Below are 24,333 nucleotides of genomic sequence, written 5' to 3'. Positions count from 1 at the left end.
GGCTTAGGCGTTGCGCGTCTCGAAATCGCGCATGAAGTCGATCAGCGCGTCGACCGCGGCCTCGGGCACCGCGTTGTAGATGCTCGCGCGCATGCCGCCCACCGAGCGGTGGCCCTTGAGGTTGAGCAGGCCGGCGGCGTCCGCCTCGGCCAGGAAGGTCTTGTCCAGGGCATCGTCGGCCAGGGTGAACGGCACGTTCATGAGTGACCGGCTGGCCACTTCCACCGGGTTGGCGTAGAACGCCGAAGCGTCGATGAAATCGTAGAGCTTGCCCGCCTTGCGCCGGTTGATGGTTTCCATCGCCGCCAGGCCGCCCTGCGCCTTCAGCCAGTCGAACACCAGGCCGGCCAGGTATACGGCGAAAGTCGGCGGCGTGTTGTACATGGAGTCGTTGTCCGCGGCGATCTTCCAGTCGAGCATCGCCGGGCACTTGGGGTTGGCCTTGCCCAGCAGGTCGCGGCGCACGATCACCAGGGTCAGGCCCGCCGGGCCGATGTTTTTCTGCGCGCCGGCGTAGATCACGCCGAAGGCATTGACGTCGATCTGCCGCGACAGGATGTCCGAGGACATGTCGACAACCAGCGGCGCGCTCACCTGCGGCACCCAGTTGAACTCCACCCCGCCGATGGTCTCGTTGGGGGTGTAGTGCAGGTAGGCGGCGTTCTCGCCCAGTTGCCAGGTGTCCTGCGGCGGCACCGAGCTGAAGTTGTCGCCCTCGGAGCTGGCCACGACATTGACCTCGCCGTAGCGCTTCGCCTCGGCGATGGCTTTCTTCGACCACTGCCCGGTGTTGACGTAGTCCGCGGCGCCCGTGCCGTACATCAGGTTCAGCGGAATCGCGGCGAACTGGCTGCTGGCGCCGCCCTGCAGGAACAGCACCGCGTAGTCGTCGGATACGCCCAACAGCTCGCGCAGGCCAGCCTCGGCGGCCTCGGCGATGCCCACGAACTCGGCGCTGCGATGGCTCATTTCCATCACCGACAGGCCCTTGCCATGCCAGTCGAGCATCTCGTCACGGGCGGTTGCCAGCACCGGCTCCGGCAGCGCAGCCGGACCGGCGCAGAAGTTGTACACACGGCTCATTGCGGGTTTTCCTCGTTATCGTCGCTTGCGACCGGCGTGTCCCCTGCGACCGCCGCATCGTCTTCCTCGGGTTCCTCGATGCGCGCCACGCTCACCAGCGCCTCGCCGTCGCGGGTGCGGATCACGCGCACGCCCTGGGTGTTGCGGCCGAGAATGGATACCTCGTCGGCGCGCGTACGCACCAGGGTGCCCTGGTTGGAGATCAGCATCAGTTCGTCACCGTCGAACACCTGCACTGCCCCCACCAGGTTGCCGTTGCGCTCGCTGCTGGCCATGGCGATCACGCCCATGGTGCCGCGCCCCTTGGTCGGGAACTCGTCCACCTCGGTGCGCTTGCCGTAGCCGCGCTCGGAGACGGTCAGCACGCGGCCGCCCTCGCGGGGGACGATCAGGCTGATCATGCGGTGACCGGCGCCCAGTTTGATGCCGCGCACGCCGCGCGCGGTGCGGCCCATCGGGCGCACGTCTTCCTCGCGGAAACGCACCGCCTTGCCCTCGCTGGAAAGCAGCATCACGTCGCGCTCGCCGTCGGTGATGGCGGTGCCGATCAGCACGTCGTCCTCGTCCAGTTCCAGCGCGCGCAAACCGACGCTGCGCTGGCGCGAGAAGTCGGTGAGCGCGGTCTTCTTCACGGTGCCGTTGGCGGTGGCCATGAAGATGTACCAGCCCTCGGTGTACTCCTCGACCGGCAGGATGGAAGTGACCCGCTCGCCCTCTTCCAGCGGCAGCAGGTTGACCATGGGCCGCCCGCGAGAGCCACGCCCGGCCAGCGGAATCTGGTAGACCTTGAGCCAGTACACCTTGCCCAGGTTGGAAAAGCACAGGATGGTGGCGTGGGTGCTGGCGATCAGCAGGTGCTCGACGAAGTCCTCGTCCTTCACCGCCGTCGCGCTCTTGCCGGTGCCGCCGCGGCGCTGGGCCTGGTAGTCGGACAGCGGCTGGGTCTTGGCGTAGCCGCCGTGGGAGATGGTCACCACGCGGTCTTCCTCGGTGATCAGGTCCTCCACCGTGAGGTCGTGCTGCGAGGCGCTGATCTCGGTGAGGCGCTCGTCGCCGTACTCGGTAGCGATCTCTTCCAGTTCCTCGCGGATCACTGCCTTGAGGCGCTCGGGGTCGGAGAGGATCTCCAGGTAGCCGCCGATCTCGCGCAGTTTTTCCTCGTATTCCTGCAGCAGTTTCTCGTGCTCAAGGCCGGTCAGGCGGTGCAGGCGCAACTCGAGGATGGCCTGGGCCTGGGCCGGCGACAGGTGGTACAGCCCGTCGTGCAGGCCGAACTGCGGTTCGAGGTCGTCCGGGCGGCAGGCGTTCTCGCCGGCGCGCTCGAGCATGCCGGTGACGTCGCCGGGGGACCAGGGGCGCGCGATCAGCTGCTCCTTGGCGTCCGCCGGGCTGGGCGAGGCCTTGATCAGCTCGATCACCGGGTCGATGTTGGCCAGGGCGATGGCCAGGCCCTCGAGGATGTGGCCGCGCTCGCGCGCCTTGCGCAGCAGGTACACCGAGCGCCGGGTCACTACCTCGCGGCGGTGGCGGATAAAGCACTCGATGATTTCCTTGAGGTTGAGGATCTTCGGCTGGCCGTCGACCAGGGCCACCATGTTGATGCCGAACACCTGCTGCAGGGAGGTCTGCGCGTACAGGTTGTTGAGCACCACGTCGCCCACCTCGCCGCGGCGCAGCTCGATGACCACGCGCAGGCCGTCCTTGTCGGACTCGTCGCGCAGCTCGGAAATACCCTCGATTTTCTTTTCCTTGACCAGCTCGGCAATGCGCTCGATCAGGCGCGCCTTGTTCAGCTGGTAGGGGATCTCGTGCACCACGATGACATCGCGGCCGCGCTTGTCGTCGTGGATCACCTCGGCCCGGGCGCGCACGTAGATGCGGCCGCGGCCGGTGCGGTAGGCCTGGATGATACCCGCGCGGCCGTTGATGATCGCGCCGGTGGGGAAATCCGGGCCGGGAATGTATTCCATCAGGTCGTCGACGGTCAGCTCCGGGTTGGCGAGCAGCGCCAGGCAGCCGTTGATCACCTCGCGTAGGTTGTGCGGCGGGATGTTGGTGGCCATGCCCACGGCGATACCAGAGGAGCCGTTGACCAGCAGGTTGGGCACCCGGGTCGGCAACACCTCGGGGATGCGCTCGGTGCCGTCGTAGTTGTCGACGAAGTCCACCGTTTCCTTGTCGAGGTCGGCGAGCATGGCGTGGGCGATCTTGCGCATGCGGATTTCGGTGTAGCGCATGGCCGCGGCGTTGTCGCCGTCGATGGAGCCGAAGTTGCCCTGCCCGTCCACCAGCATGTAGCGCATGGAGAACGGCTGGGCCAGGCGCACGATGGTGTCATACACCGCGGAATCGCCGTGCGGGTGGTACTTACCGATGACGTCGCCGACCACGCGGGCGGACTTCTTGTACGCCTTGTTCCAGTCGTTGTTCAGCTCGTTCATGGCGAACAGCACGCGCCGGTGCACCGGCTTCAGCCCGTCGCGCACGTCGGGCAGCGCACGCCCCACGATCACGCTCATGGCGTAATCGAGGTAGGACTGGCGCATTTCGTCTTCGATGTTGACGGGAAGGATTTCTTTGGCTAGATCACCCATTTATTGCTATTCCTGAAAGACGTTTTGCGGATCGGCTCCCCCGTCCGACACCCTCCCCGGAAGGTGATCAGACGCGCCCGACCCAAACAGCGCATTATACCGGAATTGCCCCTTGGCCCGCCATGCTTTTGCCGCCCACCGACCCCGGCGCGGACCGGGGAAAGACCCTGCACACCAGCGGGTTTCCACGCCGGTGGCGGCGCCGTCGGCGAGACCATCGCGGCCGGCGCGCGGCGGCAGGGCTGTGAGCCGGTTCACAGTTGTGCCCGAAACCCGCGACTGCGCCTGTCCAATCCGCCGCACGCAGACTAGCCTTTCCCCACCACCCACCGGCCAACCCGGTGCGCGTGGACAGAACTACAATTCTTCCGGGGACACACTATGAACCGCCCAATGCTGGCCACTTCGGTGGCACTGCTCCTGTTGCACGCCCATTCCCAGGCCGACGTGGTCTACACCGAGGACCTGATCGTGCAGGGCTCGCTCTGCGCCGGCAACGACTGCGCCGATCCCGAGACCTTCGCCTTCGACGTACTGCGCCTGAAGGGTGACGACCCAGTGCTGCGCTTCGAGGACACCAGCGACACCGGCAGTTTCCCCGCCCAGGACTGGCTGATGGGCGTGACCAACGACGCGCTCACCCTGCCGCAACTGTTCATCCGCCGCGACGACACCGGTGCGCCCCTGCTGATTCTCGAAAGCGGCAGCGACGCCGGCGTCGCCATCGGTGAGGGCGCTGCGCTGGAGAGCGGCGCCGTCTCGGTGGGCGACAGCGGCAGCGAGCGCCGCATCATGCACGTGGCTGACGGTGTCGATCCCAGCGACGCCGCCACCCTGGGCCAGATGGACGCGGCAGTCGATGTACTGCGGGCGGACGTGGCCGCCGAACTGGCCGCGGACCGCGCGGAGATCGACGCCCAGATCAGCGCGACACAGGATGAGATCGACGCGCTCACCGCACGCCTCGACGCCCTCGAAACCACGTTGGGGATCTGAACCGTGCCAGTCATCATGCAACGCCGTCCAATACGGCCCGGGACCCCTGTCGCCCCGCTGTCCGCCCTGTGCGTAAGCCTGGGCCTGACGCTGGCCGCGGCGAGCGCCAATGCCGCCGTAGAAGTAGCTGACGACATCATCGTCACCGGCAGCGCCTGCGTCGGTGTCGATTGCGAAAGCCCTGGAGAAACCTTCGCCGACGCCGAGCTGCGCCTGCAGGAAAACAACACGCGGGCGGCATTCGTCAACAGCGCGACCACCGGCAGCATCGGCAAACGCTGGTACCTCGTCGCCAATGACACGGCCAACGGCGGCAACAACCATTTTTCCATCGCCGTGGACACCTACGGCAACCACGCGCTGCACCTGCGCCCCGGGGCCTCCGGCGGTGCCGCCCTCGGCCGCTACAGCAGCTACAGCGCTACCGAGAGCGGCCAGATCTCGGTGGGCAGCGATTCGCTGCAGCGCCGGGTCATCCATGTGGCCACCCCCGAGGAGGCGAGCGACGTGCTCACTGTCGGCGCCATGCAGGACTTCTCCCTGCTGCAGGAGCGCCGCGCGCAACTGGACCAGCTGCAGGCCCTGCTGGCGCTGCTGCGCGAACGCGTGACTGCCCTGGAAACCGGTGATGCGGACGGTGACGGCACGCCGAACATCGACGACGATCACCCGCTGGCCGACACCCACCGGCGCCGCGGCGGCGTGGCGGTGGACGTGGTGCCGGCGACGGAGTCCTCGACCTGCTCGGTCGCCAGTCTCGCACCCTCGCCCACCACCGAGGAGAACCGGCCGCTGCCCTACGTCTCCAGCCGCGAGATCGACTTCACCCTGACCGGCTGCGCCCCCGGCGAAAGCGTCGAGGTGGAACTCGATTTCGGCGAGGCATTCCCCGGCCTGGCGGTCGCCTACAAGGTCGTGGAGGGCAACTGGACACCGATCCCGGGCGCCCGGGTCAGCGGTTCGAAAGTTCGCTACACGCTGGTCGACAACGGCCCGCTGGACACCGACCCGGCGGACGGCGAAATCCACGATCCGGTGGCGGTGGCCATGAGCGAAGCCGCGCTGGCGATTCCCGCCGGCACACCCGTGGGCTACGCCCTGCTGTCCCTCGCCCTGTCGCTGCTGGGCAGCGGTGCACTGCGCCGCAGGGGGCGCCGGGGCGCGCGCTGAGCGCCTTCGCCGGCGATTAACGGTATACTGCGGGCCCCCGCCGCTGCACTGCGACGGGGGCTCGTTGCATTTGTACCGGAGAGCCGCCAGCCGATGTCCGCCACAGTCGATACCGTGATCCACGCCAGTTGGGTCGTGCCCGTCGTGCCGCGTGGCGTGGTGCTGGAGGACCACTCCCTGGTGGTCAACGGCGGGCGCCTCGAGGCGGTCTTGCCGCGCGCGCAGGCGCTGGAGTACAGCGCCGGGCAGGAGCTGGACCTCGCCGGCCACGCCCTGCTGCCGGGCCTGGTCAACCTGCACGGCCACGCCGCCATGTCGCTGCTACGCGGCTACGCTGACGACCTGCCGCTGATGCCCTGGCTGGAGGACCACATCTGGCCGGCCGAGGGGCGCCATGTGAGCGCCGATTTCGTGCGCGACGGCACCGCCCTGGCCTGCGCCGAGATGCTGCGCGCCGGCAACACCACCTTCAGCGACATGTACTTCTTCCCCGAGGCGGCGGCCCAGGCCGCGCAGCAGGCCGGACTGCGCTGCCAACTGGCCTTCCCCGTATTTGATTTTCCCACCGCCTGGGGCAGCGGACCCGACGACTACATCAACAAGGGCCTGCGCCTGCGCGACGACCTCAAGCACCGCGAACTGCTGAGTGTCGCCTTCGGCCCGCACGCGCCGTACACCGTCTCCCGCGCCAACCTGGAGAAGGTCGCCACCCTCGCCGCGGAGCTGGACGTGGCGGTACAGATCCACCTGCACGAGACCCGCGGCGAAGTGCTCAGCCACGTGGAGGCGCACGGCGAACGGCCGATCGATACCCTCAACGCCGTCGGGTTGCTCGGCCCACGCACCCAGTGCGTGCACATGACCGACCTCGGCGAACAGGACATCGCCCTGCTCGCCGCCACCGGCAGCCACGTGGTGCACTGCCCGCAGTCGAACATGAAACTGGCCTCCGGCGCCTGCCCGGTCGGGCGCCTGCGCGGCAAGGGCGTGAACGTGGCGCTGGGTACCGACGGCGCCGCCAGTAACAACGACCTCAACCTGTTCGGCGAAATGCACAGCGCGGCGCTGCTCGGCAAGCTGCGCAGCGAGGACGCCAGCGCCCTGCCCGCCAGCGACGTGCTGTATATGGCAACCATGGGCGGCGCCCGCGCCCTGGGCATGGAAGACGCCATCGGCAGCCTGGAGCCGGGCAAACTCGCGGATGTCATCGCCGTCGACCTCTCAGGCCCGGAATGCCAGCCGCTGTACAACGTCCCCTCGCAGCTGGTTTACGCCTGCAACGGCAGCCAGGTGAGCCACGCCTGGGTCGCCGGCAAACCACTGCTGGCACAGCGCCGCCTGCTGCAGGTGGACCTGGACGACATCCTGGCGCGGGCACAGGCCTGGCGCAGACGCATCATCGAAGGCAAGTAACCCCATGAGTACCGAACACAACGTCGACCCGGCGGAGATCGCCAAATTCGAAGCCCTGGCCTCGCGCTGGTGGGATCGCAACAGCGAGTTCAAGCCGCTGCACGACATCAACCCGCTGCGCGCGAACTACATCGACCGCCACTCGCCGGTGGCCGGCAGGCGGCTGGTAGACGTCGGCTGCGGCGGCGGCATTCTCGCCGAGTCCATGGCCCAGCGCGGCGCCGAGGTCACCGGCATCGACATGGGTGAGGCGCCGCTGTCGGTGGCGAAGCTGCACCAGCTGGAGTCCGGCGTCGAGGTGGAGTACCTGCAGTCCACCGCCGAGGCGCTGGCCGCGGAGCGCGCCGGCGAGTACGACGTGGTGTGCTGCCTGGAGATGCTCGAGCACGTGCCCGACCCGGGCGCCGTGGTGGCCGCCTGCGCCGCCATGGCCAGGCCCGGCGGCAACCTGTATTTCTCGACCATCAACCGCAACCCCAAGGCCTTCCTGTTCGCCATCGTCGGCGCCGAGCACCTGCTGCGCCTGCTGCCCGCGGGCACCCATGAATACGACAAGTTCATCAAGCCCTCGGAGCTGGCCGGCTGGCTGCGCGATGCCGGCCTGCAGCTGCAGGACATGACCGGCATGACCTACAACCCACTCACCAAAACCTATCGCCTGGACCCGCGCGACGTCAGCGTGAACTACCTGGTGCACGCGGTGAAGCCGGCATGAACAGCGCCGCGCGGCGCTCGCCGCTCAAAGCCGTGTTATTCGACCTCGACGGCACCCTGGTAGATACCGCCGAGGAATTCGTCGGCGTGGTACAGGCCCTGCGCGCAGAGCACGGCATGGACGCCATGGACCCGCAGCGCATTCGCGCCTCGGTCTCCAACGGCGCCCGCGCGCTGGTGGCGCTGGGACTGGGTATCGAGGAGAGCGCCCCGGAATTCGAGGGCAAGCGCCTGCGCCTGCTCGAGTTGTACGGCGAGGTGCTGGGCAGCGCCGCCCGACCCTATCCCGGGCTGCTGGACCTGCTGGCGGCACTCGCCGAACGCGGCATCGCCTGGGGCGTGTCCACCAACAAGCCGCGCGCCTATGCCGAACCGCTGTTGCAGCGCATCGACCTGCCGCCCTGCCCCAGCCTGGTGTGCCCCGACGACGTGCGCGAGCGCAAGCCGCACCCGGAATCCCTGTACCGCAATTGCCGCGACCTGGGCTGCGCCCCCCACGAGGCGATTTACGTCGGCGACCACCTGCGCGACATCGAGGCGGGACGGCGCGCCGGTATGTTTACCATCGCCGCCGCTTACGGTTATATCGAACCCCACGACGACCCCCACAGCTGGGGTGCGGACGCCCTGGTCGAACACAGTACCGACCTCGCCGCGCTCCTGCTCGATTGCTGATTCACGGAGTTTCCCCATGCAGATCGCCCAGGCCCCCGCAGGCTACCGCCCCGACCCGCAACTGCTGCGCGGCAAGACCGTGCTGGTCACCGGCGCCGGTGACGGCATCGGCCGCGCCGCCGCCCTGGCCTACGCCGCCCACGGCGCCACCGTGCTGTTGCTGGGACGCACCGAATCGAAACTGGAGGCGGTCTACGACGCCATCGAGGCCGCGGGCGGCGCGAAACCCGCACTGATCCCGCTGGACCTGGCCACCCTCGGCGAGGAACAGGCGACCCAGCTGGCGCAGAGCCTGGCCGGCGAGTTCGGCCACCTCGACGGCGTGCTGCATAACGCCAGCCTGCTCGGCGAGCGCAAGCCCATGGCCCAGGCCAGCTGGGACACCTGGCAGCAGGTGATGCAGGTCAACGTCAACGCCGGCTTCCTGCTCACCCGCCAGTTGCTGCCGCTGCTGGAGGCAGCGCCCGCCGCATCCGTGATCTTCACCTCCTCCGGCGTGGGCCGGGTCGGCAAGGCCTACTGGGGCGCCTATGCGGTGTCCAAATTCGCCACCGAGGGCATGATGCAGGTGCTCGCCTCGGAGCTGGAGAACACCAGCAGTATCCGCGTCAACTGCATCAACCCCGGGGCCACCAATACCACCATGCGGCGCACCGCCTACCCGGCGGAGCGGCCCACCGACAACCCCTCCCCGGAGGCGATCATGCCGGTCTACTTGTTCCTGATGGGCGATGACAGCGCGGGTGTGACGGGGCTTTCCTTTAACGCGCAATAGCCTTAAATGCGCGATAGCGCAGCCGCGGTGCCCTGCAACGAGCAGTAGCCTCGGCTAGCGACGCCGGGAGGACGGGTACAGCGGCCGCAGGTGGCGCGGTCGCAACGGTGCGATACACCGGGCCAGCCGGCCCATCCACAGGGGGCTCCGCGACAGGCGCCAGCCGGCTGCAGCAAGCAGTACCAGGAGCAGCGCGGCGAGTCCGTAGACGCGCAGCGGGAGTTCGGTGCGCTGCGCCTGTGACTCGCCCGCCGCCAGCGCCGGATTGGCGACCACCCGAAACACCTGCCCCGGCAGCGTCGCGCTGCGCAGGGTCCCGGCATCCAGGTCGAACCAGTGCAACTGTACCGGCGGCAGGCGGTAGTCGCCGGGGCGCTGCATCACGTAAGTGATGGTGTCGCGGCGCTGGCCCTGCAGTTCCCCCCGGTGTTCGCTGTCCAGCACTTCCTGCTTGCTGTAGATACCCAGGCCGTCCACCCGCGCCGCCGGAAACGGCGGAAACAGCATGCCCGGCAGGTCCGGCGCGGTGAAGGTCACCGTGCGCGTGAACGCACTGCCGGCGAGCACCTCGGCGTCGTCGGGTTGCGGCTCCCAGTGTTCTTCCAACTGCAGGTCGCGCGCGCTGAGCACCGTACCCAGGTCCTGCGCGCCGGGAGGCGACTGTACCTGCAGCGGCAGCGGCGCAGTGCTCAGCTCGGCGTTCTCGGCGTCCGTATCCATCGGGTTGTGCTTGAAACCGAAGCGCACCGTGATGGCCGGCACGCTCTGCTCGCCGGCGCGCATGGGCCAGGCGCGCAGCTCGTGGCGCTGCACCGTGTAGTCGATGCCGTCGATGGTCTCGCTGCCCACCAGCGGGTGCCCCGCAGGCGGCATCAGCAGCACCCCCGCCGGGTCGGGCAGGGCAAAGCTGGCCGCGCTGTCAAAGTAGCCCGGCGCCAGCAGTTCTACGACGACGACCACACCCTGCCCCACCCACAATGTGTCCGGCGCCTGCAGGCTGCTGCGCACCTGCGGGGCCTGGGCGAGGACCGGCGCGCACAGTGCTGCCAGCAACACAACCAGCCGTGCCCGCAGCGCGGCGCGGCACCTCCTGGTGCGGCAAATCATGGCGCGGGCTCCCCTTGCGTGGCCTGCGCCGCCTGATAGGCAAACTTTACGCGCAGGAAATCCGCGGGCGTGGTCTGCACGCGGCGCAGCCAGGTCGCGCGCAGGGCCGCATCCGACAGGCTCGCGTCGTTGAGTTCGACCGGCTTGCCATCGCTGTTACCGGCCTTGTTGTCGAAGCGAATCTCGTCCGGCTTGAAGGTGGCGTTGTCGTCCTGCGCGCGGTCGTTGCCGGCGTCCTCCAGGCGCTGTTTGCGCAGTTCCGCCAGTGCGCGATTGTCCCGGGCGAGCGGCCAGTCCGGGCGAGCGGCCAGCGCGCGCTCGTAGCTGGCGATGGCCGCGTCGTAATCGCCGCGCATCAGCCAGGCGTTGCCCTGGTTGTAGGCGCCGCTGGCACCCGGCACCCGGGCGAAGGTGTGGGCCGCCTCCTCGAAATCACCGTTGCGGTATTGCGCCATGCCGATTCGCCACGGGTCCTCATAGGTCGCCGCCGCAGCCGCGTACTCGCCGGCGGCCAGCAGGCGGTCGCCGCGCTGTTCCGCGCTGCGCCAGAAGCCGGGGTCGCGCCAGCTGCCCCACAGCAGCGGGATAGCGCAGGCCAGCGCGAACACCGCGGCTAAGCGCGAGCTCATGCACCGCTCCCGCGCGGCACCATCGCGCCGCGACGAAACAATGCCAGCACCAGCAATGCGATCAGCGGCGTGAGCCAGTAGCCAGCGTCGGCCCAGCGCGCACCCTCCCCGGTCGCCGCGGCGTCGGCAAACCTTGCGGCCCGCGCCAGCGACTGTACGTCGGCGTCGTCGGCGCTCCAGCGCTGCAGGCGCACATCCGCCGCGCCCGCGGTCTTGCGCAGTGCGTCGAGTTCCGGGCCCGGCATCAGCGGCGGCCACAGGCTGACCGGGGCCTGGCTGCCGCGCCGCCAGTCGGCCAGCGCGGCGGACTGCTGCGGAGCCACGCTGTCTGTGATCCACAGGATCGAGCCGCCACCGGCGCTGTCCAGGCTCTGCTGCGCCAGCGCCAGGGCCTGCGCGGCGGCATCGCCGTCCACCGGCATGATCCCGGGGGTCAGCGCGGCGGCGAAGTTTTCGATAATGCCGGCGTCGCGCGTGGCGGGCATGACCAGGTGGGCGGAGCCGGCGTAGGCGACCAGCGCCGTGCTGCCAGTGCCGCGCGCCTGTAACAGGTCGTGGAGTTTCTGCACGGCGCGCGCCAGGCGGCTGGGCTGGATATCCTCGGTCAGCATGGTCGGCGCGACGCGTATGACAACCGCCAGGGCCGCGGTGTCCTCGGCGAAGGGCGAGGGCTGGTGGCGCCAACTGGGGCCGGCAATGGCGAGGATGGCCAACAGCCAGATCGCCGCAACCCACTGCAATGGACCGCTACACCGGGCCGCGCCTTGCTCCGCCCACAGGTACGCCAGCAGGTGCGGCGCGACCAGGCCGCGCCAGACCCGGGCGCTATCCGCGCGGCGCCGCAACAGCAGGTAGAGCAGCGCCGCGGGCAGCAGCGCCAGCCACCAGGCCGGGCGCAGGAAGTGGAACGCCTGCAGTGCCAGCACCAATCCGGCCGGGGCGAGTGCGGCCAGACTGCCGAGCGGGGGCGCCGCCCTGCTCGCGAGCTGCTCGCGCAACAGCACGCCGCCGAGATAGCCCATCGATAGCAACAGCGCCAGGGCCAGCGGCCACCAGAACACGTCGCGCCGCGGCCGCTGCGACACGGACTGCGCCTGGCGGGTTTCCAGCGCATCGAGTTGCGCGTAGACCGCCTCCAGCTCGGCGCGGTCACCGGCGTGGGAAAAGCTGCCGCCGGTGGTGGTGGCCACGCGCTGCAGCATGGCCTCGTCGAGGGCTTCCTCGCCCGCCGCGCGCGGGTCGCCGACCGCCACCGTGTGAATCACGATGCCCTTGTCGCGGGCGATCTGCGCCGCCTTGTCCGGCGGCACCTGGCTGTTGGTGTCATTGCCATCGGTGAGGGCGATGAGCACGCGCTGCTCGACCTCGCTGCGCTCGAAGACGTTGATCGCCAGGCCCAGGGCGTCGCCGAAGGCGGTCTGCGGACCGGCCATCCTGACCTGCGCCTCGTCCAGCAGCTGCCGGCAAACATCGAGGTCTTCGGTGAACGGCACCTGCACGAAGGCGGCGCTGCCAAAGAAGATCAGCCCGACCCGGTCGCCCTCGCGCCGCGCCAGGAAACCGTCCAGCACTTCCTTGACTGCGGTCAGGCGATCGCTCACCGCGCCGTCGGCGTCGGTGAAATCCCGGGTGCCCATGGAGCCGGACAGGTCCACCGCCAGCAGCAGGTCGCGCACCGGCACCGACTTGCTGACCGGCGGTTCGATCACCTGCGGGCGGGCCAGCGCCAGCAGCGCACACAGCCAGCACAGGCAGAGCACCGTGGCGCCGAGCCAGCCGCGCCGGGAAACAGCCACGCCCGCATCCGGCTGCCGGCCCACCAGGGCGGCCAACCGCGGCAGGAACGGTACCAGCAGCGCGCCGCGCGGACGGCTGTAGGGCGGCACCAAGCGCCACACCAGCAGGGGCAGCGGCAGCAACGCCAGCAGCCAGGGATACAGCAGCACCAGCTGGCTCATGCGCGCGGCTCTCCCGGAAGCGGCGGGCGATGCTCGCGAATCCAGCGACGTGTCTCGTGCAGCACCTGCTCGCGGCCTGGCACATCCCAGGACGCCGCCGAGGATGCATGCATGGCGGCCTCGAGTTGCGCGCCGAGTCCCTCAGCGAAACGCGTGCCGGCAGCCGCGTCGAGGAAGGCGAACCACGCGGCGCCGGTCAGCGGCGCGACCTGTTCCCGGGGATAGGCGGTGAGCGCGGTACGCTTGAGGACGCTGGCCAGTCCCTGCGCGAAGGCCCGGTCATCACCGGCGTCCAGTCGCGCCAGCGCGGCCAGCGCCTCGCGCCGGTAGCGATTGGACTGCCAGTGCAGGAAGCCGCGCAGCAGCAGGTAGGCGAGCAGCACACCGAGTATCGCCGCGAGCCACATCCAGCCCGGTGCAGGCGGCCACCAGGGGGTCGTGGGCGGCGGCACGAGGTCGTGCAGGCGGTCGAGGCTGCCCGTGTCCGGTGTCATCCGCGCCGGGCTCCCAGGCGCCGGCGCACCTGCTCGACCACGTCCGCATCGGTGGCCAGGGGAATCACCGGGGTCTCGCGCTGCAGCAGGAAGTGGCGGCCGGCGGCGCGGGTGGCGGCGAATTCATCGCGGTAGCGCTCGAGCAGCTGGCGCTGGCCGGTATCCACCTCGAGTTGTCCGCTACCGTCGCCAAACACCAGTGGGCCGGCGCTGGGCAGGGCCGCCTCCAGCGGGTCGTGGACGAAACCGAACAACACGTCGTTGTGCCGCGCGATGCGCGTGAGCAGGTGACGGGATTCGTCGTCCTGGCCGGCGGCATCGCTGATGATGCACACCAGGCAGTCGTGCTTGGCCAGGCGGTCGCAGCGGCGCAGCGCTGCGTTGAACATGTCCGGGGCCGTCGCCGCGGACACGCCGGCGCGCAGGGCGTGGTTGGCATCGACCACCGCGCGCAGGATGCGCATCACCGCGGCGCGGCTGCGCTGCGGGCGCACTTCGCTGATGTCGGAATCGCCGAACACCAGCGCGCCAACCCGGTCCTGCTGCGCCAGCACCCGCCAGGCCGCCAGCGCCGCCGCCTGTGCGGCGGTCACCGACTTCATGCGCTGCACGCTGCCGAAAAACATGGAACTGCGCTGGTCCACCAGCAGCAGGGTGCTGCGCTCGCGCTCCTCGGTATACACGCGGCTGTGGGTGCGGCGGGTGCGCGCGGTCACTTTCCAGTCGATCTGGCGGATATCGTCGCCGGCCTGGTAGCGGCGGATCTCCTCGAAGTTGAGGCCGCGGCCGCGCAGGCGCGAAGTGTGGCGGCCGGCGAGTTGCGAGTGCACCGGCTGGCGCGGCAGGAAGCTGAAGCCACTGGCGCGGTGGCGCATGGCCAGCAGTTCGTCGAGACCGACATACACCCCAGGCACAGGCACTGACGGCTCGCCCGCGCTGTCCGGGGCAGCGGCCCGGCTCACAGCGCGGCGACCTGGCCCAGCACCTCGTCCAGCACGCGGTCGCGGTCCACGCCCTCCGCCTCGGCCTCGTAGCTGAGAATGATGCGGTGGCGCAGGCAGGAATGCAGTACCGCCTGGACGTCCGCGGCGGTCGCCGTATCGCGACCGTCCAGCCAGGCGTGGGCGCGTGAGGCGCGATCCAGCGCCAGCGTACCGCGCGGGCTGGCGCCGACCTGGATCCATTGGGCGAGGGACGACTGCGGGTAATCCGCCGGCCGCCGGGTGGCGGCGACCAGGGCCACGATATAGCGCTCGACCGCCTCGCTCACCTGCACCGCGAGCACCTCGCGTCGGGCGTCCAGCACCACCTGCGCCGGAATTTCACCGGCGCTCGCCGGCGCGCTGCCCGCCTCTTCCCCGCGCACCAGGCGCAGGATGCGGCGCTCGTCCTCGTCCGAGCTGTAATCCACGAACACGTGCAGCAGGAAGCGGTCCATCTGCGCCTCGGGCAGCGGGTAGGTCCCCTCCTGCTCGATCGGGTTCTGCGTCGCCATCACCAGGAACAGTTCCGGCAGCGGGTGGGTGCTGCCGGCCACCGTCACCTGGCGCTCCTCCATGGCCTCCAGCAGTGCCGCCTGGGCCTTGGCCGGCGCCCGGTTGATCTCGTCGGCGAGCACCAGGTTGCCGAAGATCGGGCCGGGCTGGAACTGGAACTTGTCGCCACTGGCCTCGGCGACATAGATCTCGGTGCCGGAAATATCGCTGGGCAGCAGGTCCGGGGTGAACTGGATGCGGCTGAACTCGCTCTCCAGGTTCGCTGCCAGGGTCTTGATGGTGCGCGTCTTGGCCAGCCCTGGCAGCCCCTCCAGCAATACATGGCCGTTGGCCAGCAGGGCGATCAGCAGGTGGTCGACCACCGCCTCCTGGCCGATCACGCTGGCCAGCATGCGTTGCTTGAGATCGAGTATCTGCGCGTGTGTGCTCATAACCGGTTTCCGACGCCAATGAAAAGGGGGCTTCCCGCCCCCTGAATAATAGTCACAAAGTCCGTGCTGCGATCAGCGCGCCTTGCGCCCGCCGCGACCGGGCGGCGCTCCGCGCCCCTCGCGCTTGCCGAACTGGCGCTCCATCTTCTCGCGCTCCTTGCCCGCCGCCTTGCGCAGCTTCTTCGGCGGCAGCTCCGCCATGCGGTAGAGGGATTTCACTTCCTTGGGTTCCAGTTCCACCCACTGGCCCTGCTTCACCCGCGAGGGGATGAACACCTCGCCGTAGCGCACCCGCTTGAGTCGCGACACGGTGAGCCCCTGGGATTCCCACAGACGGCGCACTTCGCGGTTGCGGCCCTCCATCAGTACCACGTAGAACCAGTGGTTGATGCCGTCGCCGCCGCCGTCCTGGATGTCGGTGAAGCGCGCCACGCCGTCCTCGAGCATGACGCCATCGAGCAAGCGCTGCAGGGTGTCCTCGTTCCACTCGCCCATCACCCGCACCATGTACTCGCGCTCGATGTTGGAGGATGGGTGCATCAGCTTGTTGGCCAGTTCGCCATCGGTGGTGAACAGCAGCAGGCCGGAGGTGTTGAAGTCGAGGCGGCCGATGGAGATCCAGCGGCCACTCTTCAGCCGCGGCAGGCGCTCGAAGACCGTGCGCCGGCCCTGCGGGTCCTTGCGCGAGCAGACCTCGCCGGTGGGTTTGTGATAGAGGATGCAGCGCACCTCCTCGGCGGGGGCGGCGGTGAGCGGCTTGCCGTCCACCGCGATGCGCGCGCTGCTCTCGACGCGGTCGCCCAGTGTCGCGGTGCGGCCGTCGACGGTGACCCGCCCCTCCTCGATCCAGCGCTCCATTTCCCGCCGCGAACCCATGCCGCTGCGGGCCAGGACCTTCTGCAGTTTTTCACCGGGGAGTGCGTCTTCCGGGGCGTCGTCATCAGCGCCGGCCGGGGGTTGCCTGTTCATCGACACTGGGGTCAGGCCTGGCTCTCGGGGCGCGAGGCTTCGTCGGGGTCGGCCTCTTCAGGCTCGCCCGCGGTGGCCTCGGCGTCGCCGGTCTCCGCCTGGAGTTCGGTGGCGGCGACGGAATCGGTATCCGCGTCGACCGCTTCAGCTTCTGCGCTGGCGAACTGCTGCATGGCATCGGCCAGCTCGCCGGCCGCTTCAGGCTCCACCTCGAGGGTGGTCTCCGCGGCGGCGTCGACCGGTTCACCGGTCTCGTCGGCGGCGCTCACCGGCGCGGTTTCATCGGTATCTTCCGCCGCGGCGTCCGGGGCCGGCGCGTCGGCCGCTGCCGAGTCGTCGTCGCCCACGGCCGGGCGGTGTTCGGTGCCGCCGACCACAGTCAGCCCGGGCGCGACTTTCTCCGCTTCAGCGGCTTTCCCGGCCTCGCTGTCCGGCAGCGGCTCAGAAAAGCCCAGCTCGGCGTTCAGGGTGTCGAGGTCGCGTATTTCTGCCAGCGCCGGCAGCTGGTCGAGGCTCTTCAGGTTGAAGTAGTCCAGGAACTGGCGGGTGGTGGCGTACATCGCCGGCCGGCCGGGCACGTCGCGGTGGCCGACCACACGAATCCACTCGCGCTCGTGCAGGGTCTTGATGATGTTGGAACTCACCGCCACACCGCGAATCTCCTCGATCTCGCCGCGGGTGATGGGCTGGCGGTAGGCGACCAGGGCGAGTGTCTCCAGCAGCGCGCGGGAGTACTTGGCCGGGCGTTCCGCCCACAGTCGCGAGACCCAGGGGCTGAGCGCCTGGCGTACCTGGTAACGGAAGCCGCTGGCCACCTCGACCAGTTCGAAACCGCGGTCGTCACAGCGCTGTGCAATTTCTTGCAAGGCATCGCGCACAGCCCTGGTGTCCGGGCGCTCGTGCTCCTCGAACAGCTCCTGCAACTGCGCCACGGTCATCGCCTTGCCCGCCGCGAGCAGGGCGCCCTCGATAATCTGTACCAGCCCGATATCGGCCATCCTATTCGGCCCTCGCCTTGACGTGGATGGGACCGAAGGCCTCGGTCTGCACGATCTCCACCAGGGATTCCTTGATCAGCTCCATGACAGCGAGGAAAGTCACCACCACGCCGAGGCGGCCCTCGGAAGCACTGAACAGGGACACAAAGGGCACGAACTGTTTGCCGGACAGGCGCTCGAGCACCTCGGACATGCGCTCGCGGGTGGACAGCGCCTCGCGCTGCACATGGTGGCTCTCGTACATGTCGGCGCGGCGCAGTACCTCGGACAGCGCCACCAGCAGCTCGCGCATGTCGACGTCTGGGTCGGCGCGCTCGCGCTCGACCTGCGGCGGCTCGGCGCTGCCCACCCAGGTGTCGCGCTCGTTGCGCGGCAGCTCCTCGATCTCCTCGGCGGCCTTCTTGAAGCGCTCGTACTCCTGCAGGCGGCGGATCAGGCGGGCCCGCGGGTCCTCCTCGTCCTCTTCCACCTCGCTGGAGCGCGGCAGCAGCATGCGCGACTTGATCTCCGCCAGCATGGCGGCCATCAGCAGGTACTCGGCGGCGAGCTCAAACTGCATGGCGTCCATCAGGTCGACGTAGTGCATGTACTGGGCGGTGATCTCGGAGACGTCGATCTCCAGGATGTCCAGGTTCTGGCGCTTGATCAGGTACAGCAGCAGGTCCAGCGGCCCCTCGAAGGCCTCGAGGAACACCTCCAGCGCCTGTGGCGGGATGTACAGGTCCTTGGGCAGCTCGGTGACCGCCTTGCCCATGACCACGGCGAAGGGCATCTCGCCCTGCTGGGGCCGGTTCGGGGTGTGTGGTGCGGCGGTGCGGGTCGCGGCGGCCGGGCCGGCGCCCTGCTCCGGGCTGGCCGCTCCGGGCGTTGCCGGGGCGTCGGGGTTGGCTTCGTTGGCTGACACGGGAGTACCTGTTCTTAAGTTCGCGCCAGTATACCTGAACTGGGGGCGCCGGGCATGCCCGGCCAGGGGGACTGGGGCCGCGGATTGAGGCAGCCCCGGGGGCCGGTCTACAGCTCGAAGGGCGCGGGGTCGCCCTTGCCGGCGCGCAGCAGCAGCGGGGTGTCGTCGACCAGGTCGACCACGGTGGTCGGCTCCATGCCGCAGTAGCCGCCATCGATAACCAGGTCGACATCGTGCTGCAGGGTCTCGCGGATGTCGTAGGGGTCGATCAGCGGCAGGTCCTCGCCGGGCATGATCAGGGTGACGCTCATCAGCGGCTCGCCGAGGTCCGCCAACAGGGCCTGGGCGATGTTGTTGTCCGGCACGCGCAGGCCCACGGTCTTGCGCTTGGGGTGCATCAGCCGCCGCGGCACCTCGGAGGTGGCGCGCAGGATGAAGGTGTAGGCGCCCGGGGTGGCGTGCTTGAGCAGGCGGTAGACGGTGTTATCGACCCGCGCATAGGTGGCGATCTCGGACAGGTCGCGGCACACCAGGGTGAAGTTGTGGCGGTCGTCCAGGCGGCGGATGCGGCGGATACGCTCGAGCGCCGCGCGGTCGCCGATCTGGCAGCCCAGGGCGTAGGCGGAGTCCGTGGGATACACGATCACCCCGCCGCCGCGCACGATGTCCGCCGCCTGGCGGACCAGGCGCGCCTGGGGGTTTTCCGGGTGTATCTGGAAGAACTGGCTCACTGCGCGTCCTCGGTTGCAGCGACGGGCCAGTGGCGCCACACGCCAGCCAGCCCCGCAAAATCGCGCAATTCTACACCGAGCGGCGCGCAGTAGGGACCATCGCGGTGAAAATCGCTGCCGGCGGAGACCTCGAGGCCATACTCCCGCGCCAGGGCGCACAGGCGTGAAACCTGGTCGGCGGGTTGGCGGCCGTTGAGCACCTCGATCGCCGTGCCACCGGAGGCGCAAAAGGCCGCCACCAGGCGGTTGAGTTTCATCCGCGTGAAGTCGTACTGCAGCGGGTGGGCGATGATCGCCACCCCGCCGGCGGCGGAGATCCAGCCGACCACCTCGGCCAGCTCCGGCCAGAACGCCTTGACGTCGCCGGGCTTGCCGCGGCCGAGGTATTTGTCGAAGGCGGTGGTGAAATCCGCGACGTGGCCCCGGGCCACCAGCCAGCGGGCAAAGTGCGGGCGGCCGAGCTGGCTGCCGGCGGCCTCGGCGAGCGCGCCCTCCAGGGCGCCGGCAAAGCCGCGCTTTTCCAGCGTGTCGGCGATCTTGCGCGCGCGTTGCAGCCGGGCCTCGTCCAGCCGGGCGGCACCCTCGAGCATGGCCGGGTGGTCGCAGTCCATACCCAGGCCGACGATGTGAATATTAGCGCCGGACCAGCGGCAGGAGAATTCCACCCCGGGCACCAGGGTCACGCCGGGGAAATCGTCCAGGGCGGCGGCCTCGCGGTAGCCGCGCAGAGTGTCGTGGTCGGTGATGGCGAGCAGGTCGACACCGGCCTGCGCCGCCCGCGCCAGCAACTCGCGCGGACTCAGGGCGCCATCGGAGGCGGTGCTGTGGGTGTGGAAGTCAAAGCGCACAATCTTTAAACTTGGCAATCCCTGAAACAGTGGCATTTACCGGCGACGTCATCTTCCGCGCCTCGGGCGGCATTGCACGCGGCAATACCTCCAGGTGGCGGCGGCGTCGACTCGAATTCGGGGCGAGCCCCAATGGTAACAGGCCAGGCAGTCGGCACACCATGAAGCAATTGGCAGAATTCATACCCATCGCGCTGTTTTTTATCGTCTACCAGCTCGATGGGCACGAGCTCGCGCTGAACGGCGCGACATTCACCTTCGACGGCATCTACACCGCAACGGCAGTGCTGATGATCGCGACCATTGTGCAGGTCGGCCTGGTCTACGCGCTGACCCGCGAGTTGGAAAAGCGCGCACTGTGGATGCTGGCGGCAGTGCTGGTGTTTGGCGGCGCTACCCTGCTCCTGCGCAACCCGCTGTTCGTGCAGTGGAAACCGACCATCTTCAACTGGGCGCTGGCGATCGTGTTCGGCGCATCGCAGTTCGTCGGCACGAAAACCCTCATGGAACGGGCGATGGGTAGCCAGATTCGCCTGCCGGCCCCGGTGTGGACCCGACTCAACCTGCTGTGGACGACGAACTTCGCCATCGTCGGCGCGCTCAACCTGGTGGTCGCCTACCAGTTCTCGGAACCGACCTGGGTCAGCTACAAGCTGTACTCGGCGATCGGCTTCACCCTGCTGCTCACGGTGATCACCGCACTGATGATCAGCCCGCACCTCAAGGAAGACGAAGCCTGAGCGCGGTGGCGCTTGCGCATACAACGGACACGGTCTTAACTCACTCCAGAGCCGCCCCGCCCGGGGCGGCAGCACGTCGGTTTCACGCTACATAAGCATCACAAGGCCCAGGAACTTCATACGGGGTATGGACACATACGCCACGGAGACAATGCCATGCGCTCGATTACCGCAATACTCTGCGTAGCCACGCCACTGCTTTTTTCGCTCGCCGCCCCGTCACAAGCGGCGCTCATTGACCTCACCTACGCGATCAGCGCGTCAGATTTCCTCAATTCGAATAGTCAGCCACCGCCCGCACCGACCTCGAGCAGCGTCGCCGGGACAGTGACCTTCACCATCGACGACAGCTTTTTATCCGGCGAGCAGGACGACATCGTGCCGTTGGCGCTGTCCGGCATCGACATTACCAGGAACGACGGTACGGTGACTGACTACAACACCGGCAACGCCCTGGTCGATTTTTCCATCAGCGCGGGCAAAGGCCTGATCGTGTTGGGCGGCGCAGCCAGTAGCAACGACTTCATGATCGGCCTGTCGGACGACTTCCGCATTGTGTTTGAAGTGGATCTGACGACCTACGAGGTGCTGACGGTGCTGGAGAAATTTGTCTTCGTCACCACCAGTGACCCGTTCTACAGCGCACAGGCGACGGACGTTTCCCTGTTGAGTGTGAGTCCCTCCGTGGTGCCATTGCCCGCGGCGGGGTACCTGATGCTCTCGGCCTGTGCTGCGCTCGGCGCACTGCAGCGCGCGAGGGGACGCCGGCGACCGGCCTGACCGGCTGGCCGACCATCCCTTGATTGGGGGCTTATTCCCCCCCGACAGCCGGATACCAGCTCTGCGCGATACGCGTATCGAAGGCGCGGCGCTGCGGGGTCATGGCGTTCCAGCGCGCGTATTCCGGCTCGTAGTGGTCCCAGCCGTGGCAGTGGCGCATTTCGTGCTCGAGCACCCCGGGGGCGGCCCGCGAGCCGATGTAGATATCGCAGGTCTCGCCATTGCGAATGGCACAGGCGGCCACGTGCACCGAGCCGCAGTGAGCGGACAGGTCGTCGTCGATGCGGTGCACGCTGATCAGCGGCTCGACGAGCCGATCATAGCTCGCCGTACCCACCACCTCGACGGCGGTATGCTCGGCGAGCCAGTCCGCGGGACCGTAGTTGTAATCGGCCCACTTGTCCCCGGCACACCCGTTAAGCGCTACAGCTGCCGCAAGGCAAACCGCCAACCTGTACATTTGCTCATCTCCGTACACCGGAACCTGCGGTGCTTGTGCGAAAGTTTCGGTAGAGAACGACACTGCGGGGCGCCTGCGGCCACGCCGGAACTGTTGCGGGCGATTCGGCAGCCTCGTCCTACAGCCGTTGTATCGGCGGTGGCCAGGCCGACTTTAACGGTCGGGGCAGGTTTATTCGCGGGGACCACTGACGGCGACACCGGGAATTCAAATCCCCGGCCATCGGCGCTACACTAGCGCCGCTTTGGAACCAGCACCGAGGGAGCCTGTTTTGCGCCGATTTTTACTGCCCTGCCTGATCCTGTTATGTGCGCTGCCCGCGACGGCCCGCGAGACCCGCTATGTCAGCGACGAGGTGTTCATCGTGTTGCACTCCGGCCCTGGTAATCAGTACCGCTGGCTGGGCAAGCTCACGCCCGGTACGCGCATGGAACTGGGCCAGACCGCCGAGGATGGCGAATGGGCCGAGGTGACCACGTCGGCCGGCACCACCGGCTGGGTGAAGACCGAATTCCTCACCCCCGCGCCTACCGCGCAGGTGAAGCTGGCGCGCGCGGAATCACGCGCCAGCCAGCTCGAGACGCAAAACCGCGAGCTCAGCGCCCAGTTGCAGGCACTGCAGACGGAGAAGGCACAGCTCAATACCCAGCTCGGCGACAGCACCGGGGAACTGGACGAGGTCAGCACCCAGCTGGCCAACCTGCAGCAGATCTCCGGCAACGCGGTGCAGCTGGATACCGACAACCGCCGGCTGGTCGAGCAAAACGAGAACCTGCGCTCCGAGGTGGAAATGCTGGAGGCGGAGAACCAGCGCCTGACCGACAACCTGCAGAGCGAGGATTTCCTCAACGGTGCCATGGCGGTCCTGCTGGGTGTGATCATTACCCTGGTGGTGCCGCGGCTGTGGCCGAAACGCCGCCGCATGTCCGAGTGGGCCTGAGCGCCAGAGAACCCGAGAGCCACAGCACCCCAGCGAGAGAGGAAACCACCATGTTACGCGCCCTGCTGTTGAGTACCGCCCTGCTGTTCCTGCCCCTGCTCGCGCCGTCCGCCAGCGCCGCGGAGAGCGCCGCCGGCAACCCCATTGTGCTGGTCAAGACCAGCGAGGGTGACATCACGCTGAGGTTGTTCGTCGACAAGGCCCCGGTAACCGTGGCGAATTTCCTCGGCTACGTGGACGCGGGCTTCTACAAGGGCACTATCTTCCACCGCGTGATCCCGGACTTCATGATCCAGGGCGGCGGGCTGCTCGCCGACATGAGCGAGAAGGAAACCGGCGAGCCGATCGCCAACGAATCGCGCAACCGCCTGCACAACGAGCGCGGCACTATCGCCATGGCACGCCTCAACGACCCGGATTCGGCCACCGTGCAGTTCTTCATCAATGTGCGCAACAACCTGCGCCTGGACTGGGCGCCGGGGCGCGACGGGTACACGGTGTTCGGCGAGGTGATCGATGGGATGAAGGTCGTCGACTACATCGCCACTGCCCCCACCGGTAACGTGGGCGGCCACAACGACGTGCCGCTGGAGCCGATCAAGATTCTCGACGTGGTGCGCCAGTAGTGCCGAACATCGCCCTGTCGGTCAATCTCAACAAGATCGCGCTGATTCGCAACTCCCGGGACACCACCAACCCGGACATCATCCAGCACGCGCAGATGTGCATCGACGCCGGCGCCGACGGCATCACCGTGCACCCGCGGCCGGACCAGCGCCACATCCGCGCCCAGGACTGCGTCGACCTCGCCGGCGTGCTCACCGTGGAGTTCAACATCGAGGGCAACCCGATGAGCGGGCCGCGTCGCAGCGAGCGCGCCGGGGTCGGCGATTACCCGGGCTTCATGGCCCTGGTGCGCGAACTGCGCCCGGCCCAGTGCACCCTGGTACCGGATGGCGACGGCCAGCTGACCTCGGACCACGGCTTCGACCTGAAGCGCGACGGCGACACGGTGGCCCCGCTGGTCGAGGAACTGCGCGGCCTGGGCATCCGCACAAGCCTGTTCATGGACCCGGACCCGGAGCAGATCCGCCTCGCCGCGCAAACCGGCACGGACCGCATCGAGCTGTACACCGAGAGCTACGCCGCCGCCTACCGCAGCGGTGAGAATCTCGACGCCGTGTTCACGCAGTTTCGCCGTGCGGCGGAGGTAGCCGCAGAGGAAGGACTTGGCCTGAATGCGGGACACGACCTGGACCTGCACAACCTGCCGCATTTCGCCGCGGACATTCCCGGGCTGCTGGAGGTCTCTATCGGCCACGCACTGACCGTGGATGCGATCCGCATGGGACTGGCGGCGACCATCGCGGCCTACCGCCGGGCACTGGGGAAGTAGCCGCCGGCGCACACGGCGCCGGCGGCGAAGGC

Annotated in this window: 25 protein-coding genes; 11 read left to right on the top strand and 14 right to left on the bottom strand. The window is 68.5% G+C overall.

The genetic code is table 11. The annotated features are described in order from the left end of the window. Positions 1-3: 3 nt before the first annotated feature. Positions 4-1,083: a 3-phosphoserine/phosphohydroxythreonine transaminase gene (gene serC, locus E4634_RS10595; RefSeq protein WP_135443661.1), complete on the bottom strand. Its 1,080-nt coding sequence runs from the start codon at positions 1,081-1,083 to the stop codon at positions 4-6. Then, positions 1,080-3,677 carry a DNA gyrase subunit A gene (gyrA, locus tag E4634_RS10590; RefSeq protein WP_135443659.1) on the bottom strand — a complete coding sequence of 866 codons (2,598 nt, stop codon included), beginning with the start codon at positions 3,675-3,677 and terminating at the stop codon, positions 1,080-1,082. Before gyrA ends, serC begins: the two co-directional genes overlap by 4 nt. Positions 3,678-4,058: 381 nt before the next feature. On the opposite strand from gyrA, the gene E4634_RS10585 reads away from it, so the two are divergent. From E4634_RS10585 to E4634_RS10560, 6 genes are all read left to right on the top strand, one after another. Next, a complete protein-coding gene (locus E4634_RS10585) occupies positions 4,059-4,673 on the top strand; it encodes a hypothetical protein (protein ID WP_135443657.1) in 615 nt (204 codons plus the stop codon). Between the two features lie 3 nt (positions 4,674-4,676). Beyond that, positions 4,677-5,843 carry a choice-of-anchor U domain-containing protein gene (locus tag E4634_RS10580; RefSeq protein WP_135443655.1) on the top strand — a complete coding sequence of 389 codons (1,167 nt, stop codon included), beginning with the start codon at positions 4,677-4,679 and terminating at the stop codon, positions 5,841-5,843. A 93-nt stretch (positions 5,844-5,936) separates the two neighbouring features. Continuing rightward, positions 5,937-7,256: a TRZ/ATZ family hydrolase gene (locus E4634_RS10575; RefSeq protein WP_135443653.1), complete on the top strand. Its 1,320-nt coding sequence runs from the start codon at positions 5,937-5,939 to the stop codon at positions 7,254-7,256. Between the two features lie 4 nt (positions 7,257-7,260). After that, positions 7,261-7,971: a bifunctional 2-polyprenyl-6-hydroxyphenol methylase/3-demethylubiquinol 3-O-methyltransferase UbiG gene (gene ubiG / locus E4634_RS10570; RefSeq protein ID WP_135443651.1), complete on the top strand. Its 711-nt coding sequence runs from the start codon at positions 7,261-7,263 to the stop codon at positions 7,969-7,971. After that, on the top strand, positions 7,968-8,645 hold the full coding sequence (locus E4634_RS10565; RefSeq protein WP_167854851.1) for an HAD family hydrolase: 678 nt from the start codon (positions 7,968-7,970) through the stop codon (positions 8,643-8,645). Before ubiG ends, E4634_RS10565 begins: the two co-directional genes overlap by 4 nt. 16 nt (positions 8,646-8,661) lie before the next feature. Beyond that, positions 8,662-9,420, top strand: coding sequence for a YciK family oxidoreductase (locus E4634_RS10560; RefSeq protein ID WP_135443649.1), 759 nt, complete (start codon positions 8,662-8,664; stop codon positions 9,418-9,420). 54 nt (positions 9,421-9,474) lie between these two features. Here the strand turns inward: E4634_RS10560 and E4634_RS10555 are convergent, their stop codons facing one another. From E4634_RS10555 to E4634_RS10505, 11 genes are all read right to left on the bottom strand, one after another. Continuing rightward, positions 9,475-10,527 (bottom strand): BatD family protein, encoded by a 1,053-nt coding sequence (locus tag E4634_RS10555; RefSeq protein WP_135443647.1) that lies wholly within the window; start codon positions 10,525-10,527, stop codon positions 9,475-9,477. Continuing rightward, positions 10,524-11,156, bottom strand: coding sequence for a tetratricopeptide repeat protein (locus tag E4634_RS10550; RefSeq protein WP_135443645.1), 633 nt, complete (start codon positions 11,154-11,156; stop codon positions 10,524-10,526). The genes E4634_RS10555 and E4634_RS10550 overlap by 4 nt, the downstream gene beginning before the upstream one ends. Beyond that, entirely contained in the window at positions 11,153-13,114 is a 1,962-nt protein-coding gene (locus E4634_RS21460; RefSeq protein WP_167854850.1) for a VWA domain-containing protein, read from the bottom strand. The genes E4634_RS10550 and E4634_RS21460 overlap by 4 nt, the downstream gene beginning before the upstream one ends. Next, entirely contained in the window at positions 13,111-13,608 is a 498-nt protein-coding gene (locus E4634_RS10540; RefSeq protein WP_135443643.1) for a DUF4381 domain-containing protein, read from the bottom strand. The genes E4634_RS21460 and E4634_RS10540 overlap by 4 nt, the downstream gene beginning before the upstream one ends. Then, entirely contained in the window at positions 13,605-14,528 is a 924-nt protein-coding gene (locus E4634_RS10535; protein WP_206046856.1) for a DUF58 domain-containing protein, read from the bottom strand. The genes E4634_RS10540 and E4634_RS10535 overlap by 4 nt, the downstream gene beginning before the upstream one ends. 38 nt (positions 14,529-14,566) lie before the next feature. Continuing rightward, positions 14,567-15,535: an AAA family ATPase gene (locus E4634_RS10530; protein ID WP_135443641.1), complete on the bottom strand. Its 969-nt coding sequence runs from the start codon at positions 15,533-15,535 to the stop codon at positions 14,567-14,569. Between the two features lie 72 nt (positions 15,536-15,607). Then, on the bottom strand, positions 15,608-16,504 hold the full coding sequence (rluB, locus tag E4634_RS10525) for a 23S rRNA pseudouridine(2605) synthase RluB (protein ID WP_135443639.1): 897 nt from the start codon (positions 16,502-16,504) through the stop codon (positions 15,608-15,610). Between the two features lie 11 nt (positions 16,505-16,515). Beyond that, on the bottom strand, positions 16,516-17,502 hold the full coding sequence (gene scpB / locus E4634_RS10520; RefSeq protein WP_135443637.1) for an SMC-Scp complex subunit ScpB: 987 nt from the start codon (positions 17,500-17,502) through the stop codon (positions 16,516-16,518). A 1-nt stretch (position 17,503) separates the two neighbouring features. Beyond that, positions 17,504-18,406: a segregation and condensation protein A gene (locus E4634_RS10515; protein ID WP_240725151.1), complete on the bottom strand. Its 903-nt coding sequence runs from the start codon at positions 18,404-18,406 to the stop codon at positions 17,504-17,506. A 107-nt stretch (positions 18,407-18,513) separates the two neighbouring features. Continuing rightward, positions 18,514-19,137, bottom strand: a complete 624-nt coding sequence (locus E4634_RS10510; protein WP_135443635.1) for an L-threonylcarbamoyladenylate synthase — start codon at positions 19,135-19,137, stop codon at positions 18,514-18,516. Beyond that, positions 19,134-19,985: a PHP domain-containing protein gene (locus tag E4634_RS10505; RefSeq protein ID WP_240725150.1), complete on the bottom strand. Its 852-nt coding sequence runs from the start codon at positions 19,983-19,985 to the stop codon at positions 19,134-19,136. Before E4634_RS10505 ends, E4634_RS10510 begins: the two co-directional genes overlap by 4 nt. 161 nt (positions 19,986-20,146) lie before the next feature. Here E4634_RS10505 and E4634_RS10500 point away from each other — a divergent pair, with 161 nt between their 5' ends. Continuing rightward, the gene (locus E4634_RS10500; RefSeq protein WP_135443631.1) at positions 20,147-20,725 is read left to right on the top strand and encodes a septation protein A; all 579 of its coding nucleotides are present in this window, start codon (positions 20,147-20,149) and stop codon (positions 20,723-20,725) included. 156 nt (positions 20,726-20,881) lie between these two features. After that, positions 20,882-21,505 (top strand): VPLPA-CTERM sorting domain-containing protein, encoded by a 624-nt coding sequence (locus E4634_RS10495; protein WP_135443629.1) that lies wholly within the window; start codon positions 20,882-20,884, stop codon positions 21,503-21,505. 31 nt (positions 21,506-21,536) lie between these two features. On the opposite strand, the gene E4634_RS10490 is transcribed toward E4634_RS10495, so the two are convergent. Further along, positions 21,537-21,965, bottom strand: coding sequence for a hypothetical protein (locus E4634_RS10490; protein ID WP_135443627.1), 429 nt, complete (start codon positions 21,963-21,965; stop codon positions 21,537-21,539). Positions 21,966-22,236: 271 nt separating this feature from the next. Here E4634_RS10490 and E4634_RS10485 point away from each other — a divergent pair, with 271 nt between their 5' ends. The 3 genes from E4634_RS10485 to E4634_RS10475 are packed head-to-tail and all read left to right on the top strand — an operon-like array spanning position 22,237 to position 24,301. After that, positions 22,237-22,905 (top strand): TIGR04211 family SH3 domain-containing protein, encoded by a 669-nt coding sequence (locus E4634_RS10485; RefSeq protein ID WP_135443625.1) that lies wholly within the window; start codon positions 22,237-22,239, stop codon positions 22,903-22,905. 50 nt (positions 22,906-22,955) lie between these two features. After that, a complete protein-coding gene (locus E4634_RS10480) occupies positions 22,956-23,531 on the top strand; it encodes a peptidylprolyl isomerase (protein WP_135443623.1) in 576 nt (191 codons plus the stop codon). Further along, positions 23,531-24,301 (top strand): pyridoxine 5'-phosphate synthase, encoded by a 771-nt coding sequence (locus E4634_RS10475; RefSeq protein ID WP_240725149.1) that lies wholly within the window; start codon positions 23,531-23,533, stop codon positions 24,299-24,301. Before E4634_RS10480 ends, E4634_RS10475 begins: the two co-directional genes overlap by 1 nt. The last annotated feature ends 32 nt before the right edge of the window (positions 24,302-24,333 follow it).

The sequence above is a fragment of the Mangrovimicrobium sediminis genome (assembly GCF_004745945.1).
In the GTDB taxonomy this organism is placed as follows: Bacteria; Pseudomonadota; Gammaproteobacteria; order Pseudomonadales; family Halieaceae; genus Mangrovimicrobium; species Mangrovimicrobium sediminis.
This window is presented reverse-complemented; position numbering and strand designations above follow the sequence as displayed.

Coding starts and splice junctions, on each gene's coding strand:
- scpB (WP_135443637.1), bottom strand. CDS start 17,502: ATGGCCGATATCGGGCTGGTACAGATTATCGAGGGCGCCCTGCTCGCG.
- E4634_RS10480 (WP_135443623.1), top strand. CDS start 22,956: ATGTTACGCGCCCTGCTGTTGAGTACCGCCCTGCTGTTCCTGCCCCTG.
- E4634_RS10540 (WP_135443643.1), bottom strand. CDS start 13,608: ATGACACCGGACACGGGCAGCCTCGACCGCCTGCACGACCTCGTGCCG.
- E4634_RS10560 (WP_135443649.1), top strand. CDS start 8,662: ATGCAGATCGCCCAGGCCCCCGCAGGCTACCGCCCCGACCCGCAACTG.
- E4634_RS10550 (WP_135443645.1), bottom strand. CDS start 11,156: ATGAGCTCGCGCTTAGCCGCGGTGTTCGCGCTGGCCTGCGCTATCCCG.
- E4634_RS10565 (WP_167854851.1), top strand. CDS start 7,968: ATGAACAGCGCCGCGCGGCGCTCGCCGCTCAAAGCCGTGTTATTCGAC.
- gyrA (WP_135443659.1), bottom strand. CDS start 3,677: ATGGGTGATCTAGCCAAAGAAATCCTTCCCGTCAACATCGAAGACGAA.
- E4634_RS10490 (WP_135443627.1), bottom strand. CDS start 21,965: ATGTACAGGTTGGCGGTTTGCCTTGCGGCAGCTGTAGCGCTTAACGGG.
- E4634_RS10585 (WP_135443657.1), top strand. CDS start 4,059: ATGAACCGCCCAATGCTGGCCACTTCGGTGGCACTGCTCCTGTTGCAC.
- E4634_RS10575 (WP_135443653.1), top strand. CDS start 5,937: ATGTCCGCCACAGTCGATACCGTGATCCACGCCAGTTGGGTCGTGCCC.
- rluB (WP_135443639.1), bottom strand. CDS start 16,504: ATGAACAGGCAACCCCCGGCCGGCGCTGATGACGACGCCCCGGAAGAC.
- serC (WP_135443661.1), bottom strand. CDS start 1,083: ATGAGCCGTGTGTACAACTTCTGCGCCGGTCCGGCTGCGCTGCCGGAG.
- E4634_RS21460 (WP_167854850.1), bottom strand. CDS start 13,114: ATGAGCCAGCTGGTGCTGCTGTATCCCTGGCTGCTGGCGTTGCTGCCG.
- E4634_RS10500 (WP_135443631.1), top strand. CDS start 20,147: ATGAAGCAATTGGCAGAATTCATACCCATCGCGCTGTTTTTTATCGTC.
- ubiG (WP_135443651.1), top strand. CDS start 7,261: ATGAGTACCGAACACAACGTCGACCCGGCGGAGATCGCCAAATTCGAA.
- E4634_RS10555 (WP_135443647.1), bottom strand. CDS start 10,527: ATGATTTGCCGCACCAGGAGGTGCCGCGCCGCGCTGCGGGCACGGCTG.
- E4634_RS10530 (WP_135443641.1), bottom strand. CDS start 15,535: ATGAGCACACACGCGCAGATACTCGATCTCAAGCAACGCATGCTGGCC.
- E4634_RS10495 (WP_135443629.1), top strand. CDS start 20,882: ATGCGCTCGATTACCGCAATACTCTGCGTAGCCACGCCACTGCTTTTT.